Source organism: Aurantimonas sp. A2-1-M11 (genome assembly GCF_036549475.1).
Taxonomy (GTDB): domain Bacteria; phylum Pseudomonadota; class Alphaproteobacteria; order Rhizobiales; family Rhizobiaceae; genus Aurantimonas.
The window spans coordinates 1-21,950 of sequence record NZ_JAZHLI010000017.1 but is presented as its reverse complement, the minus strand read 5'-3'; the positions used below and the strand labels follow the sequence as shown (position 1 = coordinate 21,950).

The 21,950-nt window shown below is 62.5% G+C and carries 10 protein-coding genes and 2 pseudogenes; 9 read left to right on the top strand and 3 right to left on the bottom strand.

What is annotated here, in order from left to right; all coding sequences use genetic code 11:
• Window positions 1–169 precede the first annotated feature (169 nt).
• From VQ042_RS09910 to VQ042_RS09890, 5 genes and pseudogenes are all read left to right on the top strand, one after another.
• The gene (locus tag VQ042_RS09910) at window positions 170–1,024 is read left to right on the top strand and encodes a cyanophycinase (protein WP_331818686.1); all 855 of its coding nucleotides are present in this window, start codon (window positions 170–172) and stop codon (window positions 1,022–1,024) included.
• Window positions 1,011–3,653 carry a cyanophycin synthetase gene (gene cphA / locus VQ042_RS09905; protein ID WP_331818684.1) on the top strand — a complete coding sequence of 881 codons (2,643 nt, stop codon included), beginning with the start codon at window positions 1,011–1,013 and terminating at the stop codon, window positions 3,651–3,653. The genes VQ042_RS09910 and cphA overlap by 14 nt, the downstream gene beginning before the upstream one ends.
• An 80-nt stretch (window positions 3,654–3,733) precedes the next feature.
• Window positions 3,734–5,032, top strand: coding sequence for an ATP-grasp domain-containing protein (locus tag VQ042_RS09900; protein WP_331818682.1), 1,299 nt, complete (start codon window positions 3,734–3,736; stop codon window positions 5,030–5,032).
• A 69-nt stretch (window positions 5,033–5,101) separates the two neighbouring features.
• Window positions 5,102–7,126 carry a CocE/NonD family hydrolase gene (locus VQ042_RS09895; RefSeq protein ID WP_331818680.1) on the top strand — a complete coding sequence of 675 codons (2,025 nt, stop codon included), beginning with the start codon at window positions 5,102–5,104 and terminating at the stop codon, window positions 7,124–7,126.
• Between the two features lie 1,117 nt (window positions 7,127–8,243).
• Window positions 8,244–9,201 (top strand): annotated as a pseudogene (locus tag VQ042_RS09890) (IS630 family transposase).
• A 339-nt stretch (window positions 9,202–9,540) separates the two neighbouring features.
• On the opposite strand, the pseudogene istB reads toward VQ042_RS09890, so the two are convergent.
• Window positions 9,541–10,399: pseudogene (gene istB / locus VQ042_RS09885) on the bottom strand (IS21-like element helper ATPase IstB).
• A 507-nt stretch (window positions 10,400–10,906) separates the two neighbouring features.
• Here istB and VQ042_RS09880 point away from each other — a divergent pair.
• Window positions 10,907–11,371 carry a transposase gene (locus VQ042_RS09880; RefSeq protein WP_442880064.1) on the top strand — a complete coding sequence of 155 codons (465 nt, stop codon included), beginning with the start codon at window positions 10,907–10,909 and terminating at the stop codon, window positions 11,369–11,371.
• A gap of 925 nt (window positions 11,372–12,296) precedes the next feature.
• On the opposite strand, the gene VQ042_RS09875 is transcribed toward VQ042_RS09880, so the two are convergent.
• Together VQ042_RS09875 and VQ042_RS09870 are read right to left on the bottom strand one after the other, a co-directional pair.
• On the bottom strand, window positions 12,297–13,115 hold the full coding sequence (locus VQ042_RS09875) for a hypothetical protein (protein ID WP_331818677.1): 819 nt from the start codon (window positions 13,113–13,115) through the stop codon (window positions 12,297–12,299).
• A 105-nt stretch (window positions 13,116–13,220) separates the two neighbouring features.
• Window positions 13,221–14,531, bottom strand: a complete 1,311-nt coding sequence (locus VQ042_RS09870; protein ID WP_331818675.1) for a hypothetical protein — start codon at window positions 14,529–14,531, stop codon at window positions 13,221–13,223.
• A gap of 286 nt (window positions 14,532–14,817) precedes the next feature.
• On the opposite strand from VQ042_RS09870, the gene mobF reads away from it, so the two are divergent.
• The 3 genes from mobF (at window position 14,818) to VQ042_RS09855 (ending at window position 21,736) form a co-directional block, all read left to right on the top strand.
• On the top strand, window positions 14,818–16,335 hold the full coding sequence (gene mobF / locus VQ042_RS09865) for a MobF family relaxase (protein ID WP_331818673.1): 1,518 nt from the start codon (window positions 14,818–14,820) through the stop codon (window positions 16,333–16,335).
• Window positions 16,336–16,660: 325 nt separating this feature from the next.
• Window positions 16,661–20,125 carry a DEAD/DEAH box helicase gene (locus VQ042_RS09860; RefSeq protein WP_331818671.1) on the top strand — a complete coding sequence of 1,155 codons (3,465 nt, stop codon included), beginning with the start codon at window positions 16,661–16,663 and terminating at the stop codon, window positions 20,123–20,125.
• Between the two features lie 1,338 nt (window positions 20,126–21,463).
• On the top strand, window positions 21,464–21,736 hold the full coding sequence (locus VQ042_RS09855; RefSeq protein ID WP_331818669.1) for a hypothetical protein: 273 nt from the start codon (window positions 21,464–21,466) through the stop codon (window positions 21,734–21,736).
• Window positions 21,737–21,950: the final 214 nt, after the last annotated feature.

Below are 21,950 nucleotides of genomic sequence, written 5' to 3'. Positions count from 1 at the left end.
TAGCGGCTAGTTCTTGCCGCACCGCATACTGCGCCGCAATAGGACGATAATTTTTGGCAATCCCGGCAATCGGCGGCAAAACGAACGCAAGACGGGTTTCGCAGCTTCTGCAGATGGTGCGAATGCGCCAGCATAGAGACTTTTACGTGATCAGGGAAATCGAGTTCAAATGCCTGGAATAGCCACGCCGCCTGGAGCCCTCGTAGCTATTGGCGGCGCCGAGGATAAATCGTCGCGTGCGGACATCCTCCGGGAGGTCATTTCGCTTTCGGCGGCAAGATCGCCCGTCATCGGCGTGATCACAACCGCAAGCAGCATTCCCGACGATGTGTTCGCCGCCTACCACGACGTTTTTCTTGCGATCGGTGCATCCGAGGTGCTCGATGTTCGGGTGCGGGAGCGGGAGGATGCGCAGGATCCGGCGTTCATCGAGATGATCCGCCGCAGCGACGTGATTTTCATTTCGGGCGGCGACCAGATGCGGCTGACGAGCATATTCGGCGGCTCGCTCGCACTCCGCGAAATTCGCCAGCGCCGCATGGACGGTGCCGTCGTCGCGGGCACGAGCGCCGGCGCCGCCTGCCAGGCGGCGACCATGATCTACGGCGGACCGGCCGACGATTCACTGCGCAAGGGTGCGGTCAAGATGAGCGCCGGCTTCGGTTTTGTCGAAGGTGTCATCATCGACACGCATTTTCTTGAGCGCGGTCGGTTTTCCCGGCTCATGGAAGTCGGCACCACGAATCCCGAATATGTCGGGGTCGGTCTGGGTGAGGATGCCGCCGTGCTGTTCCAGGGCGACAGGCTCCGCGCTTTCGGGCCGGGTCACGTGGTCTTGGTTGACAGTTCGCGGATAACCGGGTCCAATGTCTTTGATTTAAATGACGGTGAGGCGGTAAGCGTCCAGAACGTCATCATGCATGCGCTGGTCGATGGCTATGGTTACTCTCTTTCCGATCGGCGGGTCCTGACCCCTGACGACCTCAGGGCCGAAAGCCCGGAGTTGTTAATTGCAGATACTTGAACAGCGGGCCCTCAGGGGCCCGAATTACTACAGCCGCTATCGTGCGATCTACATGCGGCTGGACATCGAGGATCTCGAGCGGAAGCCAAGCGACAAGGTTCCTGGCATCGCCGAACGCCTTGAGACGCTGATTCCATCCATCCACGAACATCGTTGCTCCGTGGGGGAGCCTGGCGGCTTTCTCCAGCGCGTGCGGAACGGCACCTTCGCCGGCCATATGGTCGAGCATCTTGCGATCGAGCTGCAGAACCTTGTCGGCTTTTCGGTGGGCTACGGCAAAACCGTCGATAGCTACGAAAAGGGAATCTACAATGTTGTCTATCGCTATCGCGACGAGGCGACGGGTCTTGCCGCAGGCGAGGCAGCAGTCAGGATCGTCCGCAACCTTTACGACAACAAGGACGTGGACCTCGCAGGAATCCTCAGCAAACTGAAAGAGGTTCGCGACGCACATGCGCTTGGCCCGTCGACGGGATCGATCGTCGACGCCGCGAGGGCGCGCAACATTCCGGCCAACAACCTGACCGAAGGCACGAGCTACACCCAGCTGGGCCACGGCGTGAAGCAGCGCCGCTTTCAGGCGACCGTGACGGATGCGTCGGCCATCATCGGACACTCGATCGCCGATGACAAGGAATGGACGAAGCAGATCCTGAGCGATGCAGGCGTACCTGTCCCGCGTGGGCAGGTCTGCTATTCGGTGGAGGATGCGCAGGAGGCCGCCGACTGGATCGGGTGGCCCGTCGTGACCAAGCCGCTCTCCGGCAATCACGGTCGTGGCGTGACCACCGACATCGCCAATGCGGAAGACCTCAAGGCCGGCTTCGAGGCGGCCCTCGCCCGTGTGCGCGACTCGTCGGGCGCAGTGATCGTGGAAAGCTACATCAAGGGCGAAGACCATCGGATGCTGGTGATCGGCGGCAAGCTGGTTGCCGCGGCGCGGCGGCGGCCAGCCCATGTGACCGGTGATGGCAAGAACACGATCCAGCAGTTGATCGACATCGAGAACTCGGACCCGCGCCGTGGCGTCGGACACGAGAACCTGCTGACCCAGATCGACGTCGACGTCCAGACCCACCGGATGCTGGAGCAGGCCGGTCACAGGCTCGACACCGTGCTGCCTCAGGGGGAAATCGCGTTACTGAAGTCGACGGCCAACATCTCCACCGGCGGCACCGCAACCGACCTGACCGACGAGGTGCACCCGGAGGTGAAGTTCGCCATGGAGCGGATCGGCCGGCTCGTCGGGCTCGACATCATCGGCATCGACCTTCTGGCAGAGACCCTGTCGGTGCCGCTGGATAAGCAATCGGCAGGCGTGGTCGAAGTCAATGCCGGCCCTGGCTTTCGCATGCACATGGCGCCCACTCACGGCACGCCCCGTCCGGTGGGGCAGTGTGTGGTCGACATGCTCTTCCCCGATCCGACCGACAACGGCCGCATTCCGATCACGGCGATCACCGGAACCAACGGGAAGACAACGACGACGCGTCTGACCACGCATATCCTGCGGCAGGCGGGCCACTCGGTCGGCATGGGCTGCACCGGGACGGTCGAGATCGACAACAACGTGATTCTGCGCGGCGACTATTCCGGGCCCGCCGCAGCACTGGCGGTGCTGCGCGAGCCGACTGTTCAGCATGCCGTGCTCGAAGTCGCGCGCGGCGGCATCATGCGCCGTGGCCTCGGCTTCGACGAATGCGACGTCGGTGTCCTGCTGAACATCGCCTCGGACCATCTGGGTGAGCGCGAGATCCACACGCTCGAGGAACTGGCGCGCTGCAAGACCGTCGTCGTCGACGCGGTCAAACAGGATGGCGGCTACTGCGTCCTCAATGCCGACGATCCGATGGTCATGGAGCACGGCACTTACTGGGCGCGTGGCGAGATCATCTACTTCACGATGAATCCCGACAATCCCGCCTTGAGCGAGCATCTCGGCAATCTGGGCATGGTGCTGACCGTGAAGAACGGGAAGATCGTGCTGTTGCGCGGCAAGGTCACGGTCGAGATCGTCGAGGTCAACGACGTTCCGATCGCCTTCGAGGGCCATGCGCCGTTCAACGTTCAGAATGCGATGGCCGCGGCAGGCGCCGCCATTGCGCACGGGATCGAAATTGATGATATCCGCGCCGGACTGCTGACCTTCCACCCGACGCCGGCACAGATGCCGGGCCGTACGAACTATTTCGAGGCGGACGGGGTGAAGTGTCTGATCGACTACGGCCACAACGTCCCCGCGCTTCAGGCACTCGAACCGCTCGTCAATGGACTGGCAACGCAGCGCAAGATCGGTGTCGCCACCGCCCCGGGAAATCGCCGGGACGAAGACCTTGCGGCGCTGGGCGCACAACTCGCCCGCATGTGCGATCAGATCTACGTCTATGAAACCGATGCCCGCGGGAGACAGACTGGCGAGACGGCAAAACTGATCCACGATGGCGCCGCGGGCGCCGGAACGCCGGCTCATGTCGAGACGATCCTGAGCGAACAGGAGGCCGTGGCGAAGGCGATCAGCGCGGCGCAGGCCGGTGACTTCCTGCTTCTTCTCGTCGACGACATCGAGGGCACGACCGAACGCCTCAAGGGACGCAGCTTTCCGACCCAAGCCGACCTCGCCAGGACGTAGGCGTTCTGAAGCGAACCATGTGCCAGCGATCGAACGAAGCGGTCGCTTGCGGCATTGTGCCATGAAGGGGAAGGCGCCAGATGACCAAGAACGTTTTTGTCGTTGGACTGAACGAGCTGAACAAGGATCGCCTGAAGCGGTTGCGAGGTGTGAAGGACGTGACGTTCCACGGGCTGCTGACCCCGGCCCAGGTCTCCGAAACCCAGGAGTTCGACATCCCTGCCTTGCTGAAGGAGGCGGAGGACACACTCGATGCCTTCGATGGTTCGATCGATGCCATCGTCGGCTACATCGATTTTCCCGTATCAACCATGCTGCCGCTCCTGTGCAAGAAATACGGCACGCGCAACGCGTCGCTCGAAAGCCTGCTGAAGTGCGAGCACAAGTTCTGGTCGCGCAAGGTCATGGCCGAGGTCATTCCCGAGCACACCCCGAAATTCACCGCATTCGATCCGTTCGACGACAAGGCGCTGTCGAAGATCGGCGAGGCCGATCTGCGTTTTCCGTTCTTCGTGAAGCCGATCAAGTCGTCAGGATCGCGGCTGGGCTTTCGCATCGACAGTCCGGAGGATTTCGACTACGCGACCGAAAAGCTGCGTGCCGAGATCGGCCAGATTTCCGAGCCTTTCAACTACGTGCTGGAAAAGGCGGACCTGCCGGACGAGATCAGGGCGGTGGAAGGCCATTACTGCATGGCCGAGCAGGTCATCGGCGGGCGCCAGTGCACCGTCGAGGGCTATGTGTATGACGGCGAGGTGGTGCCATACGGCACGGTGGACTCCATCCGCTACCCGCAGGTGTTGAGCTTCTTCTACTACCTGTATCCCTCGACCCTGCCGCGCCGCGTGCAGGATCAGATGTGGGAGATAACCCGCAAGCTCATGAAGCACATCGGCTACGACAATGCGGGCTTCAATATTGAGTATTACTGGGACGAGGTGCAGAACAAGATCTGGATTCTGGAGATCAATACCCGCATTGCCCAATCCCATTGCGATCTCTTCGAGATGGTCGACGGGGTCAGCCATCAGCAGGTAACGATCGATCTCGGCCTCGGACGCGAGCCGGGCATGCTCTTCCGCAAAGGGCGAAAGAACATCGCGGCCGAATTCTTCTACCGGGTCTTCTTCAACGACGCGACGGTTAGCCGTGTACCGTCCCGCGCGGAACTCGAAGTGGCGGCGGAACAGGTCGAGGGTACCCGCATCACATCCTATGTCGCCAGGAACATGTTGTTGTCGGAGCTGCCGGAGCAGGATGCCTACAGTTACGCAGTGGCATCGGTCTGGATGGGCGCCAACAACCAGTCCAAGCTCTTGTGGAACTACGAGCAGGTGATGAAGAAGCTCAATTACGAATTTTCCGACATCGTGGAATAGCGCCTCATTGGTGCGGGAACCGCGCCCGACAGCCCGCCGCGGCACATCTTATTGAAAACTGAGTGATCCATGGAAATCGACAGGCATTTGCCACGCGCCGTGCGGGAGATCGAGCATATCGAGATTCCGATGTCAGATGGCACACGACTGGCCGCGCGCATCTGGTTGCCGGAGGAATCCGGGTCTCAGCCGGTTCCGGCAATCCTCGAGTACATTCCATACCGGAAGAACGACAAGACGCTGGAGCGGGACCACGCACGGGCGCCATGGCTGGCCGCTCAGGGCTACAGCTATGTCCGGGTCGACCTGCGCGGAACCGGCGAATCCGAAGGGGTGATGGAGGACGAGTACACCCGAATCGAGCTGCAGGACGGCTGCGAAGTCATTGCCTGGATTGCAGATCAGGAATGGTGCGACGGGGGTGTCGGGATCGTCGGCATCTCGTGGGGCGGCTTCAACGGACTGCAACTGGCAGCCCTGCGTCCGCCAGCGCTCAAGGCCGTGGTGACGATCTGCTCGACTGACGACCGTTATGCTGACGACGTCCACTATATGGGCGGCACCTTGCTGATCGACCAACTCTCGTGGGCATCGGTCATGTTTGGGATCAACACGCTTCCGCCCGATCCGAAGCATGTCGGAGACCGCTGGCGGCAGATGTGGGAAGAACGCCTCGACGGCTCGGGGCTCTGGCTCAAGAACTGGCTCGAACACCAGACGCGCGACGAATTCTGGAAGCACGGCTCCGTGTGCGAGAGCTTCGCTGATATCGAGGTTCCGGTCTATGCAGTGAGCGGATGGGCCGACGGCTATTGCAATTCGGTTTTCCGCCTGGTCGAAAACCTCACGAGTCCCGTCAAGGGACTGATTGGGCCATGGGCGCACAGATACCCGCATCTCGGCGAGCCGGGGCCGGCAATAGATTGGCTGAGCGAAGAAACGCGATGGTGGGATCACTGGCTGAAGGGAGAGGATGCCGGCATCATGGATGAGCCGCCCCTGCGGCTGTTCATGCAGGACCACGCCCCACCGAAGACCCACTACGCCGAGCGCGAGGGCCGCTGGATCACGGAGCCCTCCTGGCCCTCGCCGAACGTGGTGCCAACCGCTTTTTTGCTGGGATCTGACGGACGCCTTGCCGCCGAAAGTGAGCCGCAGGTTTCACAGGACGCAGTGCTGGACATGACATCGCCGCTCTGGGTCGGCGTGCAGGGCGGCAAATGGTGTTCCTATGCCCATGCAGGCGACCAGCCTTCGGATCAGCGGCGCGATGACGCGGGCAGCCTGGTGTTCGAGACCGAGCCGCTGATGGACGACATAGAGATCGCGGGCGCCGCTGCCCTGACCCTGACACTCAGTGTGGACCGTCCCGTCGCACAGGTCGCCGTACGGCTCGTCGACGTGGCGCCGGACGGCGCCGGGACGCGTGTCAGCTACGGCTTGCTGAATCTCACCCATCGCGACAGCCACGAACACCCCGCAGCGCTGGAGCCCGGGCGTGTCTATACGGTCGAGGTGCCCTTCAAGCATGTCTCCCAGACCTTCCGGGCGGGGCACCGGATCCGGCTGGCGTTGTCAACGAGCTATTTCCCCATCGCATGGCCTGCTCCGGAGCCCGTCTTCATCGGTGTCCGTCCAGCCAGGTCACGTCTGGTCTTGCCGATCCGCAGCGTGACGGACGAGGCAGTACCCGACTTCGCGCCGCCACGCGCCGCCGCGCCGCTTTCATTGAGGTTCGAGGAGCCGCCACGCTCCGAATGGGACGTGCGCGAGGATCGCGACACGGATCGCGTGACCGTCGAAATTCGCAACCATGAAGGCGGCGCTCATATCGATGAGCATGGCTTCTTCCACTCGGCCGAGGGGGAGGAACGGTATTCAGTCCTGCCATACGATCCGACATCGGCGACGGGAGAGGTGGTATGGACACACGAGATGCGCCGAGACGGATGGTCGGTGAGAACGGTCACGGAGACACGTCTTGCCTGCAACGCCGGTGATTTCCAGATTGTGGCTCGCTTGCGCGCGTGGGAAGCGGATGACCTCGTCAGGGATAAGGCGTGGAACCTGGCCATTCCTCGCCATCTGGTTTAGATAGCCGTCAGATGCGCAGACAACTTCCTCCCTGATTTCAAGACAATGAGGCCCTCGTCGGGGCAGGCCATGTCACGGACGATGTCCGTGCGATGCGGTCGCGCAGATCACCGAGCGCGGCGCACGGATGGCGCGTCAATCAAGACCCGTTGCGACTGATACCCCGACGATACGCTGGAGCGTGCGGGCCGCTCAATTCCGGCATCCTGGCGACGGGCGCCGTGGCCGGCGGCACGTTCGACTACGAGCCGGCGACGGGCGACGGGCGACGGAGGAGATCGGTATCGTCACGGGCCTTGCGTCGCGGCAACAAGGAATGCCGGGTCGCCCGAATAGGGGCGAGCGGACGTGGACCGCCGGTTCGTTTCGGCCGACCCTGTAGATTCAGAAGTTGATGACAGACAGCGGAAACAAGGCCGTCCCGGATCAGCAGCTGTTATGGCGGCATGATATCCAGTTCTCCGGCAATGCTGGCAAGCTCGGCGCGGAGAGCAGAGGGACAGGGCGATGCCTTCGGTGAGGCGTCTCGTGCGGGCGGCTTCGGGTCCGTCGCCCGTCACAGGACAGGCGGGTAGCCCGGCAGCGGGGTGACAGCGGGCATCTCGTCGAAGACGCGGGTAGCCGTTGCGTTGAAGTCGCCGAGATTGCAATGTCGATCGCGACGACGAACTTGCCGGTATTCGTGGGCTGGTGGGTGTATCAGGTCTGGTGCCCGCCGCCGATGGCGAGCGCTCCCGCACCTGGCGCCCGTCCAAGGTTACAAAGCTCGCGCCGACAACGCTTTACATACAGCCGCACGACCAGATGTTGCACAACAAAATCTCCGTAGCCTTAAAACGCCACCGGTTCTTCAGGTTGCCCAAGACAACCACGTGATATCCCGTTCCCGAAGGTCTTGAAAGGCTCATTTGCTAGTGGATGACCAAACTTGGGTATTGCCGTCCAAGGACAACTCGCTAATCTTTCGAGAGTCGACATGAAATATATGTCGGTGCGTTGCGATCGCGTTCCTTCTTCACGCCCGATTTGTTGTTTAGAGCGTCCGGTAAGAAGTGTGAATCGGATGGTTCCGCTTGGAGACGTATTCTGATTCCTTGTGTGCGGGAGGATACGCACCATGGGAAGATCGGTTTCATCGGACTTGCGGCTTCGGATAGTTCGTGGTGTTGCGGCTGGCGAGACGCGGCGTGCGGCGGCGGCGCGGCTTGAGGTTGCGCCCTCGACGGCAGTGAGGATACAGGCCCGCTACGCTCGCACGGGTTCCGTGGAGCCGGCCAAGCAGGGCCGTCCCGCGGGGTCTGGCAAGCTCGGGCCGCATCGGTGTGCCATCTTTGACAAGGTGAAGGCCAAGCCCGACATCACCATGCCGGATCTTGCCGCATGGCTGGAAGAGCGGCATGGCGTGACGGCCGATCCATCGAACCTTTCCAAGCTCCTACGGCAGGAAGGATTCACCTATAAAAAAAACGCTGCTGGCATCGGAGAAAGAACGCCTGGACGTAAAAGCGACGCGGCGTGAGTGGCAAGACCTGCGTCAGCCCTTCATGCGCCGCCAACCAGCTCGGCTGGTCTTCATCGACGAAACCAGTGTGAAGACCAACATGACGCCGCTCAGGGGACGCAGCCCCTGCGGCGAGCGTTTGCGGGCGGAGGCGCCGTTCGGCAAATGGCGGACCCAGACCTTCGTGGCCGGCCTCAGATGCCATGAACTTGTCGCCCCCTGGATCATCGAGGGCGCCATGGACGGCGCGGCTTTCGACGTCTACGTGCGCACGCAACTGGCGCCATGTCTCGAACCCGGCGATGTCGTCATTCTGGACAACCTGAACGTACACAAGAGCCCAAGAGCCGCGCAGGCCATCGCCGAGCGGGGCGCCTGGCTCTTGTTCCTGCCGAAATACTCCCCCGACCTCAATCCGATAGAAATGGCCTTCTCAAAGCTGAAGACGCTGCTTCGAAAGGCGGCCGCCCGAACCTTGGATGATCTCTGGCGCGCTGTCGGCGATATCTGCGCCCTCTTCACATCCGACGAATGCTGGAATTACTTCAAAGCTGCAGGCTGCGTTGCAGATTAATCGCCCGACGCTCTAGCAGCATGAAACCATAAGGTTATACGATGATTGATAAAATATCATATGACGATATAACGCAGACGGTTGATGCAATGACCGTAATCGAGAACCGACTTCGAATAGCAATCGTCGAACAGGAAAATGACGAATTGAAAGACCGAATCGAGCGATTAGAACAGGCGCTGTCATTTACATTGAAAGAGAGAAAAGACAATTCACATTACAATATTTCAGCGAAATTGGATAATTTTTAGCACGACATTGCAGATGAGGGTGTCAGCGACATCGAAAATGACGAGTTCGACTACGACGAGTTATGTCTGAATAATTCTTTTTTTGTTTTCAAGAGCGATGTCGCTGATCGATGTCGTTGGCGACATCGCTTCTGGCCTGGTTCAGATCCGCGGTGTCTCCGGTTGCGATATTCGATGTCGCTGACTGGCGTTGATCGAGAGCGGTGCGGCGGCGGAAGCTTTCGACGTTCATTTCGAAGATGGCGGCGTGGTGGACGAGACGGTCTATCGCAGCAATCGTCATCGCCTTGTCCGGAAAGTCCGAATCCCATTCGCCAAATGGCTGATTGGCAGTGATCATGAGCGATCGCCGCTCGTATCCGGCGGCGATGAGTTCGAACAGGACACTGGTTTTCGGCCTGGCTTTTGTGAACGTACGACAGATCGTCGAGGATCAGCAGGTCGAATTTGTCGAGCTTCTCGATTGCCGCGGTCAAGGCGAGTTCCTGACGTCCTGTCTGGAGCCTTTGAACGAGATCGGTCGTGCGGGTGAAGAGAACCCGGAAACCGTTTCCCACCAGAGCGTGGCCCAGGGCTGCCCCCAGATGTGACTTTCCGGAACCGGGCGGGCCGAAGCAAAGGATGGTGCCGCCCTTTGCGAGCCAGGCGTCGCCCGAGGCCAAAGCCATGATGTGAGCCTTGCTGAGCATGGGAACGGCGCCGAAGTCGAAGCTGTCGAGGGTTTTACCGGCGGGAAGACGCGCTTCGGCGAGATGGCGCTGGATGCGCCGCTGAGCCCGCTCGGCAATTTCCAGTTCGGCCAAAGCGGGCAGAAGCCGCTCGGCGGGCCAGCCCTCGCGGTCAGCACATTGGGCAAACTCAGGCCACAGGCGGGCGAAGGTGGGAAGCCGCAAGGTCGTCAGCATGAGCGGCAGCTTGGCGGTGTCGACGGTCATGTTGCTCATCATGCCGCTCCCTGCGTCAACAGGTGATCATAGGTCGCGGCGGTGGGGAGAACAACATTGACGTGGGGAACCGCTTCGGCGCGCCGACATCAGATCCTTATCGGGATATCGCAGACAAAGGTCATTGAGGATGGTCACCGGCCTCAGGCCCGGCGCATTCTCCAGCTTCGTGACGATGTCGCTGTCCCATATGTCCTCGAAAGGATCCGGCTTGCCGCCACCATGGCGGCGATCGCCCTTCTTGTGGGAGGGAAGACGCGAGTCTTTCTCCAACCGGGAGGCGGTGCTGGCGCTAAATCCGGCCATTGCCGCCGAGCCTCGAGTCCAGCGAGGACGAGCATACTCAGGAGCATTTTGCTGAGGCAACCACCTGATCACTCAGGAGCATCCTCGGATGAGGCAATACGAGGTGTCAGGTGCAATGTCGCGCGGCAGGTTCGCGATCTGGTCGACGGCCACACGGTCCTGACCGCGATCGCCAGCGGAATGCTGACGGCCAGGACGGCGCTGGTGACGAAATTTAAAGCCATCGAGAGCCGCCTGCTGGCCCAGTCGCGCCGGAACCATCAGGTGCGCATCCTGATGTCCACCCCCGGGGTCGGCGCCTTCACGGCGCTCACCTTCGCGGCGGCGATCGACGATCCCGGACGCTTCGGATCCTCCAGGATGGTAGGCGCCCATTTCGGGCTGACGCCCAAGAAGCACCAGTCTGGCGAGACGGATATCACCGGCCGGATCTCCAAGGTCGGAGATCATGGGGTGCGCGTGGCGCTCTACGAGGCGGCCAACGTGATCCTGACGCGATCCGTCAAGGGCTCGGCGCTGAAGAGCTGGGCGCTCGCGGTCGCGAAGCGCGCGGGCATGAAGAAGGCGAAGGTCGCGCTCGCGCGCACGCTCGCCGTGGTTCTCCATCAGATGCTCAAGACGGGCCAGCATTTCTCGTTAACCGGGCGTACCGAAGCGGCCGCAGCCTGAGGAGGAGAGAGCAGGGTTTTCAACAGGTTCGGAGAGGCCCGGAACAGGCCTTTCCGTGCGAGGCCCCCCCGCCGGGACGATGGACCGGTCAGGTCGCTTATCCGGGAGCAGCGCTTCGGTGACTGCGCATCACTAGATTGACCGACCGATCCTCATCAGATCCCATCAGGCAGCGGCTTTCACGCCGACTGCGGACAGAAGCAAGACCCTGGCGGGTCTGGACCGAAGCAACTGAAAGCGGGATGGCTGGCGCTGCCGCCGCTACGATGCGTGGGCGTCGCCAGCGCCAGCCAACCCGCTCCCGTCGGTGCAGGCCGCATGAGGGAGACCGGCTTGAAGGTGACGCTTTATGGCACAAGCGTCGTGGAGCAGGCACCGGAATAAAGGATGAGGGTTGACACATGAGTGCCCGTTACAGAAGCCCGGATCATGCATCAGGGCGCGCCTGACAGTCCAGTTGGTACGTGTTCTCACCCTGATTGTCGCGCCGCAGTCGCGGGCCCGGATGATCCGTCCGAGACCGAGTAGAGGACGGCGAGCTCTTTGTAGCGCTCGAACCAAAGCCCACTCCTGCGAGCAGTCTGCCGCGCCAATGATGGTGGATGGTGGGGTGGACACGCCAGATATACTGGTAACGTGAAACCGGCGGCGGCGACGTCGCCGGCTTCATGCGTTTAGTTGATGTGGATGCGATCGAGGAGTCGTACCAGCCACGCTTGCAGCCACCGCGGTTCACGTCTGATACGGCGCATCGCTGTTAGTCTGAAGCCCGCGAACGCAACATCATCAGCGTCGTTCAGATGACGAAGCAGCACGGCCTCGTCGCCTGAATCCATCCCGGCGGCGTCAGTCGCTGTGAGCCGCCGGATCAGTTTGCGCCGCAATCGCCGGAGCGCAAAATCTGTCCGGGCCAGGTCGTTCCGGCTCACAGCGCGAGGGGGTCCAGACCGGGGAGCACCGTCGAGAACCCTCTTTCCATCTGACGCATCCATTCTCCCAGCTCTGCTCTGATCACATAGACCATGTCCTCGTTTTCGCCCAGCAAGCGGCCGATATCATCGACAGACATCGACAACAACTCGCGCGGTAAAATGTCCGCAGCGTCAAGCGCCTTCCAGTGTGAGGGCAAAACCGGCATCTGCAGTCGCGCGTTCGAAGCGGCCAGAAAACGCTTCATCGCATCGTCATCAGCCCGTTTCAGCGCTCCATCGCGCTGGTTTTCGACGGCGACGGCGCATAAGTCGGTCCCGAAAGTGTCCCGCACGAAATGAAGCGTGTCGCCAGCGAGTGCCAGTGACTCGGACTGAGCGGTCGAAGGCACAAGTACCACCGGCTGATACCCAGACTCGTGCAGACGCTTTGCAAGATTCGAGCGGAAGATGTATTCGAGCGCCGGCTTTGCACCCGGACTGCCGATATCGATGATGATATCCGCTTTTCCGGTGGCAGCTGAAAGCGCTGCTTGTACGGGGGCAAACGCTCGCATGACCGCGTGCGGATCAGCGGCCAGTTCTGCTCCGCTCGGCAAATCCGCGAAAGAGACGGGAACGGCGAGGCTTTCGAGGAACCGGCGGGTCGGGTGCCGGGCATCGATCGAGACGACGCGCGGCACGCGTCCGCGCCCGACGAGGAAGTCAGCGAGAAGGCTGGAGATCAGGCTTTTGCCGACTCCCCCCTTTGGGCTGAGAACAATGATGAATAGAAACACAACTGCTTTTGCAGCGTGCTCGACAGCTTTGGTCATGAACGTGATCTCCGGGCGCGAATCGCCTCAGAAAAAGATGCCAGAACAACGCCAAGGCTGCCGGTAACAACCTGAGATGTTTATTCCTCTATCTATGATTGCAGATTATTCCGCTTCGGCCGCGTCGTAGTCTCGTATGGGCAGAATCCCTTCGTGATCGTCCCACGCCGCCAATGACCGTTCGACTTCGTCGAGCAGATGATCAGGATCGGTTCTGCGCGCGGGATCGATCCCGAGTTTTGGAAGCGTTCCGCGCGCCGGCCAACGCGAAATTTTGGCATTTTTGACGGTGTAGACGCCGGCATCGACGCGAAGCGCAAGCTCCGCTCGCCAGAATCCCACTTTGCCGAGTATCCGTTTTGATCGCTTTTCGCAGTCGCGCTCCAGCAGCAGGTCGTCGACCATTTCCGCGACCCGGTTTTGATGACAGAGCGTCAACAGATCTCCCTGGGGCCGGTCCGAGATGACATCCTTACCGCGGTTATATGCATGAAGAGCGTCACCGCCACGTAATTGCGAAAACGCACCTGCACAGAGATCAGCAGCAGTGACGAGCGCGCTTTCTGCCGCACGCATCGGCCTGATCCGAAAATCGGGCCATAGCTCTTCAAAAAGGACGCGGCGCAGATGCCATGCTGGCGGCGGCTGAATGCGGCGCCCGACGCGACTGCTGCCGCTGAGTGAAGGATCAGGCCCCAGGAGCAGCGACACTTGTTTTACGACAAGATCGAGAAAGGTCACCAGATCGTCGCCTGGCCAGTGGCGCCGGGTTGCAAGAATTAAGCTTGCGAGATCTGGCATGACCCAATGTCGATCGCCCCTGCGCATGCTGAAAAGTGCAATACCGGCCTGGTGCAAATCGGGCAGCGGCACGATACCCAACAGATGTGTGGCGCGCTCGAGCCGACGGAGCTCGACGTCGATTTCTTCAGCACCCGCGGGCTTTGAACCGGACCGGGGATCCAGCCAATCGTATCCTGCCACTTCGTATGTGAGATCGAGCCCCCCGTATCCTGCCACGTCGTCTGTGGGACCGGCATATCTGATCAGACGCTCGGTCGGCACGGGATAGCATCCCAGCAATGCGTCCGCGCATGCGAAAGAAAGCTGGTCGACGGCAAAGGAGACTTCGTTCGCGGGCCATCGCCCCTCCTTCGCAAGGACGCGCAGGGCCTGCAGTTCCGTCAGAAGACGCTTGTGTGTGGGAGCAATTTCCTGCAGCCGGGCGTCCGCAGCCCAGGTTCCCAACGCTGCCCATATCCGACCGGCATTGATCGGGGAGCGCTGGATCGGGCCATGAAGACTTTGGGCTGCGGCGAGCACGAGCCTTGCCTGCTGGCGGACCTCGGCCGCGAACTCGGCCGGCATCGGTTCATCGAAGGCGGCTCCCGGCCGCGATGTACCCGGGGTGGGCATCAGCTTTCCTGACCCAGGCGAGCCAGGCGCGCCAACACCGAACTGTAGTTTGCATCGTCGGCAGGTTCGAACGGCTCTGTCCGCTCGGGGGCGCTGAGAGGACGGGATCAGCAGAAACCTTCCGCTCTATGGTGGCCAGGCGCTCCGGCGCGGATGCCGGAGCGCCTGCCAATGGTGTCGATCGAGTGGAAGAGACCTCAGCGCGGCGCCGGGGGGCACGGGCTCGCGACACTTGCGCGGCAAGCACCCTGGGATCGGGAGCTGTCCCCGTCGCAGAGACAATACCGTGCTCGGCGCAAATCCGGGCGATCGTCCGCCACGGCACTTTGCGTCGGGCGAGTTCATCGAAGGGTTCAAGATGATCGGGCAGGAGCTGCCCGAACCGCGGCGACCAGGGATGAGAAGCAGCTGCGGCGAGGGCTCGCAACCGCTGCTTCAACTCCGCATCCGTCATGTCCCGCCTCCACCCCATTCGTTAGGCAACCTCATACAACGTTACATAACGTTCTGCAACGTTGCATCGGTCGAACGCCTTCTTTCACAACAACACTTATGCACTCAGTTTTTGGGTTGCATCGTGAGTCACCGTTTTTCTACCCTGCGTTGTTACGCCCGAGCGATCCTGTTCTCCTTCACCGTCCAGTTCGAAGGAGAGCCGTTCATGAGTGTCAGAACTGCAAGGGCCGCAGCGGCCGATTACTATCTCAGCGACCGACTGGCTGCGGAACGGTCCTATGACGGTCCGCGCTGGGCGCAGTGGGACTGCGCCGGTGGGCTCGAATGGCTGCGACCCGGAACGCGCGTAAAGCCTGCGGATTTCCGGGCAGCGATGGCGGGACGGCCGCCGGGGGAAGCGCCTCTGACAACTCGTCGCAGGCGCCTGGCTTACGATCTGACGATCGACTGCGAGAAGCCGCTGTCTGCCCGATGGGCCCTCGGTCCGGATAAGGAACGGGCGGCGATCGAGACTGTTCACGATCGCGCTGTCACCGCAATCATCGCTGAAGTGCAGCGAATCGGCATGGCAGCACGCCGGGGCCCCGGCGGGCTGACGCTGGAGGCGGTTGAGATGCCGGCCACGGCACGCTTCCTCCATCTTACGGCGCGGCCGGCGCCGATGCCGAGCGGGCGCATGCTTCCCGCGCCGCATCTTCACTCGCAGGTTCTGGTCATGAACCTCGCGCGGCGGCAGGACGGAAGCTGGGGTGCGATCGATGGCGGCCGGCTCTACCGCGCCGTAAGCCACCTCACTCAGGTGTGGCGCAAGGTCATGGACGACGGTCTGAGGGATTGCGGAATCGCGGCTTACCGGGACGAGGAGGGTCGCCTTCACATGGACGACATCGATCCCCGTATCGTTCTTGCTTTCTCTGCACGTCGCACAGCGCTTCTTCGTGCAACGCAGCACATCATCCACGAGCCTGCGGCGGTCATCGCGCGCCAGCGCATCGCGGTCTGGGACCGCGCGCCGAAGTCCGCCCTGTCACTGGCCGAACTGGAGACGGCATGGCGACAGGAGGCGGCGATCGCGATGGCCAATGACATGGCCCACGATACGGCCCCGCCGATCTCGCTAAGGGAAGAAGACCCCTCCCCCCGTTTGACCGCGGATGACTTGTGCACCCAGGATATCGCCGGGCCTGTGTTCGAGGCCGAGAGTACGAAAAACGACGGCGATTTCGTCGCCGGCGGCCTGGAGGACGGCCCGAACAGCCCAGCCTTTCGGTTCAGTGGCGATGGGGTACCCGGCGGTGACGGTACACACGACACCGACGCGGGCCCCATCAGGGGGCCCTTGCGGTAGTCGCATCGGCCATGCCGATCGACAGAAATTTGCCGGCCCGCCTGTGTCGATGCCCTCGATCAGTTTTCCCTCACCTCGCACAACAACGACGCTCTTTCTCTGATGCCCCCTGTCGTTCCTTGCACATCCGCGGCTGTCGTGGGTGGCCGCCCTGAAAAGACCGCAGCGAGAACAGCTCGTCGCGCAATCTGACGCCCCGGCCGAGGACGATCCTCTTTCTTCGAATTCCTCGGCTTGTTGCAGCAGGCCAGAATCAGCTAGCAACGTTGCGAAGGATGGCTGAAGAATCCTCTTCGATTCTGCGGCTTCGTCCAGGTTCCACACGGTGACAGACAACGTGGCGACGACCGATCCGATCAGCTTTTGCGAGACAGATATCGCTGCGGCGATGGCCCCCGCTTCCCTGCAACGGGGCCGCGATTATCGGCGGGACGGGCGTGTTCGCAGCGCGAGCTACATCGCCCCGAACCGGATCGAGGGAGAGGTCGAAGGGTCGGGCAGACGCGTCTATGCCCAGACGATCACGCTGCAAGCGGGACCCGGCGGGCGCACCTTCATCAGCGGCCGTTGCTCCTGCCCAATGGACCACAATTGCAAGCATGTCGGTGCCGTGCTGCTGACCGCGATGCGTCAGCCTCCCGATCATTCCGACGGGCCTGTAGGCGTCAGACCAGATCGATCGAGTCCTGGCGAGCGTGGCCATGCGGCAGCAAGTGGCGTCCTGACATCGCCGGCCCGCCCGGCCGCTCTGTCGCCCGAGGTGGCATTCTGGCTGGACCGGCTGCGCGATGAAGGGGAGGAACTCGGCGACGATTATCCACCCGAGATCGCCCACCGCCTGATCTACGTTCTGTCCGAGAGTGCCGTCCACAATGGTTCAGTCCCGGCGGTCACGTTGAGCCTGGTCACCACGCGCCTCCTGAAGGACGGCAGATTTTCAAACTCCACCAGCACCTACAGCCCCGAGACTTATCTCAATGCCAGGCCGGCGAAGTATCTCCGTGCGAAGGACCATCGCATTCTGCGCGCCATTAACGCCGTGCCGCGCACTCTCGTCTCTGATCGTGCGAGAATCCTGGCGAGCGAGCCTGGAGCCGATATTCTCGCCGAAATCCTCGGCACGGGACGCGCGCGTTGGCGCGCGATCGACGGGCCTGCACTTTCGGCCGGTCCACCCGTCGAAGCCAGCTTCGCGTGGATTGCCACGGACGACGGCCGTATTCGGCCGCAGCTGTCGCCGAGGCCATCGGGAGAGGAAGGCGGTCCAGACCTGCACTACCTGAAATCCGTTCCGCCGCTTTATGTCGACGTCTCCGCCGGACTGATGGGACCAGTCCACACCGGCCTGCCGGCTCGTCAGGCGCATACGTTTCTGGAGGCGCCGGCCATCGCAGCCGCCGAGAGTGCGGCAGTGGCCGCAATCATCGAGGCGCGTGGCGGCGTGATCGCTGCTGCGGCGCCGCCCACCCTGGCCGAGCCCATCCTCGTTTCCGGTCCGCCGACGCCGCTCCTGCGGCTGATGAACGTCGAGTTGCCGATGGACTTCAGAGTCCGGAGCTACGCTTTCTTCGGCGTTCCTGCCACGGAGGAGGTCACGGTGGCCCGCCTGGCATTCCGCTACGACGGTGTCGAAATTCCGGCAGCCCTCCAGGATCGGGTTCTCACCCGGATCCGTGATCGGCAGCCGGTCGAAATTCGCCGGCAGGTCGATGCCGAGCGGCAGGCGGTGCGCCAGTTGCGGGCGAGCGGTCTGGCACCGCTGGCGCTCTGGCGCGAGCATCTACCTGCCGGCGCGGCCTGCGATTTTGCGCCAGAGGACGAGGAGATCGGCTGGCTCGACGTGCTGTACGACGAACTGCCGCACCTTGCCAAGCAAGGCTGGGAGGTCGTCGTCGAGGAGAGCTTTCCCTTCGATCTGGTCAGGCCGGACGGGCCGCTCGACGCCGAAGTCCGGGAAGGATCTGGCGTCGATTGGTTCGAGTTCGACCTCGGCGTAACGATCGACGGAACGCGCTTCGATCTAGTGGGGCCTCTCCTCGAACTGATCGCCTCCGACGCCTTCGGCTCTGCCCTCCGGCAAGCCGGCGGCGAGGCGGATGGTCCGCTATACCTGCCGCTGCCGGACGGCCGGATCGTGGCGCTGCCGGCAGACAGGCTGGTTCCGATCGTCCTCGAGCTGATCGACCTGTTCACGGCCCTCGGCCATGGGTCGAAGGCGCGACGGTTACGCTTCTCAGCCGTCGACGCGGCGGCGCTGGCGCGGCTTGAATCCGCAACGGCCGAAGCCGGCGTCGTCTGGCGTGGCGGTGAGCGCATCCGCGCGCTCGGCGCGGCTCTGCGCGACCATGGCGGCATCCCTGAAGCAGAGCTCCCGTCCTGGTTCGCGGCCAAACTCCGACCCTATCAGCAGCGCGGCGTCGCCTGGCTGTCCTTCCTTCGCGCGGCGGGAATGGGCGGGGTCCTGGCCGACGACATGGGGCTGGGCAAGACCGTGCAGGCCCTGGCGCTCGTGGCGATCGAGAAGGCTGCCGGCAGGCTTTCTTCGCCGGCGCTGGTCGTCGCGCCTACCAGTCTTATGGCGAACTGGCGCAGGGAGGCCGAGACCTTCGCGCCGGAGCTTCGTGTGCTCACCCTGCACGGCCCCGGCCGCAGGACCCTGGTCGGCGACATCGAGACGAGCGACATCGTCCTGACCACATACCCGCTCCTGGCGCGCGACGAGGACATCCTCGCCGCGCGGGACTGGCACATGATCGTCCTGGACGAGGCCCAGACGATCAAGAATCCGAAGGCGGCGACTACCCGAATCGTGCACGCCCTGAAGGCGCCGCATCGCTTTTGCCTGACAGGCACGCCGCTGGAGAACAATCTCGGCGAGCTCTGGTCGCTGTTCCGGTTTGCCGCCCCAGGCTTTCTCGGGGACTTCAGGAGTTTCACCGCGTCCTGGCGCACGCCCATCGAGAAGAAGGGCGACGCGGCGCGGGCAAAGGCGCTGGCAAGGAGGGTGAAGCCGTTTCTTTTGCGCCGCACCAAAGCGGAGGTCGCCGGCGACCTGCCGCCGAAGACCATCATCACCGAACGCATCGAACTCGTCGGGCCGCAAGGCGATCTCTACGAAGCCATTCGCCTGTCGATGCACGGCAGGGTGCGCGACGCTATCGCCGAGAAGGGCTTTGCGAGGAGCCGCATCGTCGTACTCGAGGCCTTGCTGAAGCTACGCCAGGCCTGCTGCGATCCACGCCTCGTCCAACACTCGGGGAAGGCTGGAACGAGGGCAGCATCGGCCAAGCTCGAGCGGCTGATGGAGATCACCAAGGAACTCGTCGCCGAAGGGCGCAAAGTGCTGGTATTTTCGCAGTTCACCTCGATGCTCGACCTCATTCGCCCGCGGCTCGAGGCTGCCGGCATCGGTTACGCGCAACTGACCGGCCGCACACGCCGGCGCGAGGACGCGGTCCGCGCCTTCCAGGACGGGGACGTCCCTGTCTTCCTGGTCAGCCTGAAAGCCGGGGGAACCGGGCTCAACCTCACCGCCGCCGATACGGTAATCCTTTACGACCCGTGGTGGAATCCGGCCGTCGAGGAACAGGCGATCGACCGCGCGCACCGGATCGGCCAGAACAAGCCCGTCTTCGTCCACCGCCTCGTCGCCGCCGGTACCATCGAGGAAAAGATGGACGTGCTGAAGGAGAAGAAGCGAGCCCTGGCGCAGAGCCTGTTCGACCACGACGGCCATCCGACCGAAGCGATCACTGAAGCCGACATCGAGATGCTCTTTGCGGCCGACTGACGTCAGGTCGGGGCGAACGGTCACAGCGTTCGTTTCCGATACCGGCCGACGTTCGGCCAGAGCGGCTTCTGCCAGAAAGCCTGCCGCCCTGCCCCCCCAGCCGCGCCCGCCGGCACGCTGGCAGCCATACAAGCCCTCTGCGCCGAACCGGCCGGTTTGACAGGAAGCGTCGGGTGTCGCGTGATCGATTGGATCGCCCGTCGCCGCATGACTGGTCCCGGTATCGCTGTCGTCACCGCGCTTGCCTGTCGCCACATATCGATGACGGCCGATTATACTGCAATTGCCTTGATCATGACTCTCCAGGACCAGGCGAGACATCAACAAAGATTTCGTCTCCCCGGCGTGACACGGGCCGGACGAACCCCATACGATCGCCTCGAGCGTGATCGGATGGATCGACCGCTTCAAGGTCCCCCGCGAAGCGCGCCGTCTCAGATACGCTGGATGATGGATGATCGAAGGAAGAACCTGCCCCCTTGTGAGTAACATAGGGAATTCGTCGATCACCACCACGAGCCCGGACAGTCGCTGGCTGCCAGATCGACACGAAAATGCGGCGAGGCCTCGCGGGTCGCTATTCTATCGAGAATAGGCGACGGGCCCGATAGGACGGATATCGCGGCCTCGAACTGCTCCAGCTTGAGGAATTCCGACACCCGCGTTGTTTGGGAGATGGAAGGGCAGGCCTGCTTTCCACGATCATCGTAATTATCCTCACCGCGATTATCGGATACCACAATCTTCTCAGGGACGTTCACCCACCGCTCGGTCGAGCGAGGGTCCCTCGCTTGCGCCGTATCCCTGTTCGCAACAGCCGTCCCACCGCCGCGATGACCGAAATCGCCATCGCGATGCTCTCCCCTCCACCTGATGGGCAGACAAAGGGGAGAGCGCGCGGTCCCGGCGACACAATATGGCCGTAGGTGCCCTCACCGGCAGCATCCTTTCGCCTATCGACGACAGACGCCGTTTGGGCGGACATGTTCGCATTCGAAGACACCGCCGCATCGGGCGATTGCGCCGGAGCGTCGGTGATCAGGACAGCTGCGGGCTCGAGCAGCGGAAATGCGCGGAGCGCCCGCGGCCGAAGGCCCATTCCGGATACAGGAGGTTTTCGTCCAAAGGCCGTCCGGGAGGGAGCCTGCCGCCCTCACAGCCTCCGCTTCCCGCCACGCCTGCTGGCCGCCCCGCGAGGGCGCGAGAGCCGGCGTTATCGGGCGTTTTGCGCTTTCGCCTACCAAGGGTGGGGGTGTAGGTTCCCAAACTCAATATCAACCCCAAGCACAGTAAAAAAACCGACATTGCAAAGGGGGTGGGCTGAGATATGGTCGGGGCATGGTGACCAAGAAGGTGAAGACGCCGTCGAAGCGCATCGACCCGGATCCGCCCAAGCTTGCGCCACACGTCCTGGCGGAAATGAGCCCGAGGCACAGGCATTCGCGGAATGCAATCGAGATCCTCAAGATCAACGAGATCGCCGAGCTTCTGTTCTCCCCCGCGGGGGAGCCGGAAGAGCGAAAATTTGCTCGTATCCAACATGCGCGGGAGCTCTACGAAGCTCTCGAGTCGGGAATGTGGAGGCAGGTCGAGCAACTGCCCCCGATGTGAAACAGCTGGAGAATGCACCCGGTCTTGCCATGCCTTCGCTCGACGAAACGCCGATACGCCAGCGTGCTCGCTGAATTCCAGCGCGAAGTGCAACACTCCACCGCCTGTTGCGCGACAACCATCCTGACCGGTTGCGACAAGCATGATGGCCGCTGCCGCGGCTCGAAGGACGGGCGTAGCCCGGCCGGAGAGCCGCGGCAGCGGTAACACCAAG

What these genes read in the sequence shown, in the direction of transcription:
- VQ042_RS09910 (WP_331818686.1), top strand. Translation starts at nt 170, where the DNA reads ATGCCTGGAATAGCCACGCCGCCTGGAGCCCTCGTAGCTATTGGCGGC.
- VQ042_RS09900 (WP_331818682.1), top strand. Translation starts at nt 3,734, where the DNA reads ATGACCAAGAACGTTTTTGTCGTTGGACTGAACGAGCTGAACAAGGAT.
- VQ042_RS09895 (WP_331818680.1), top strand. Translation starts at nt 5,102, where the DNA reads ATGGAAATCGACAGGCATTTGCCACGCGCCGTGCGGGAGATCGAGCAT.
- VQ042_RS09875 (WP_331818677.1), bottom strand. Translation starts at nt 13,115, where the DNA reads ATGACCAAAGCTGTCGAGCACGCTGCAAAAGCAGTTGTGTTTCTATTC.
- VQ042_RS09870 (WP_331818675.1), bottom strand. Translation starts at nt 14,531, where the DNA reads ATGCCCACCCCGGGTACATCGCGGCCGGGAGCCGCCTTCGATGAACCG.
- VQ042_RS09855 (WP_331818669.1), top strand. Translation starts at nt 21,464, where the DNA reads ATGGTGACCAAGAAGGTGAAGACGCCGTCGAAGCGCATCGACCCGGAT.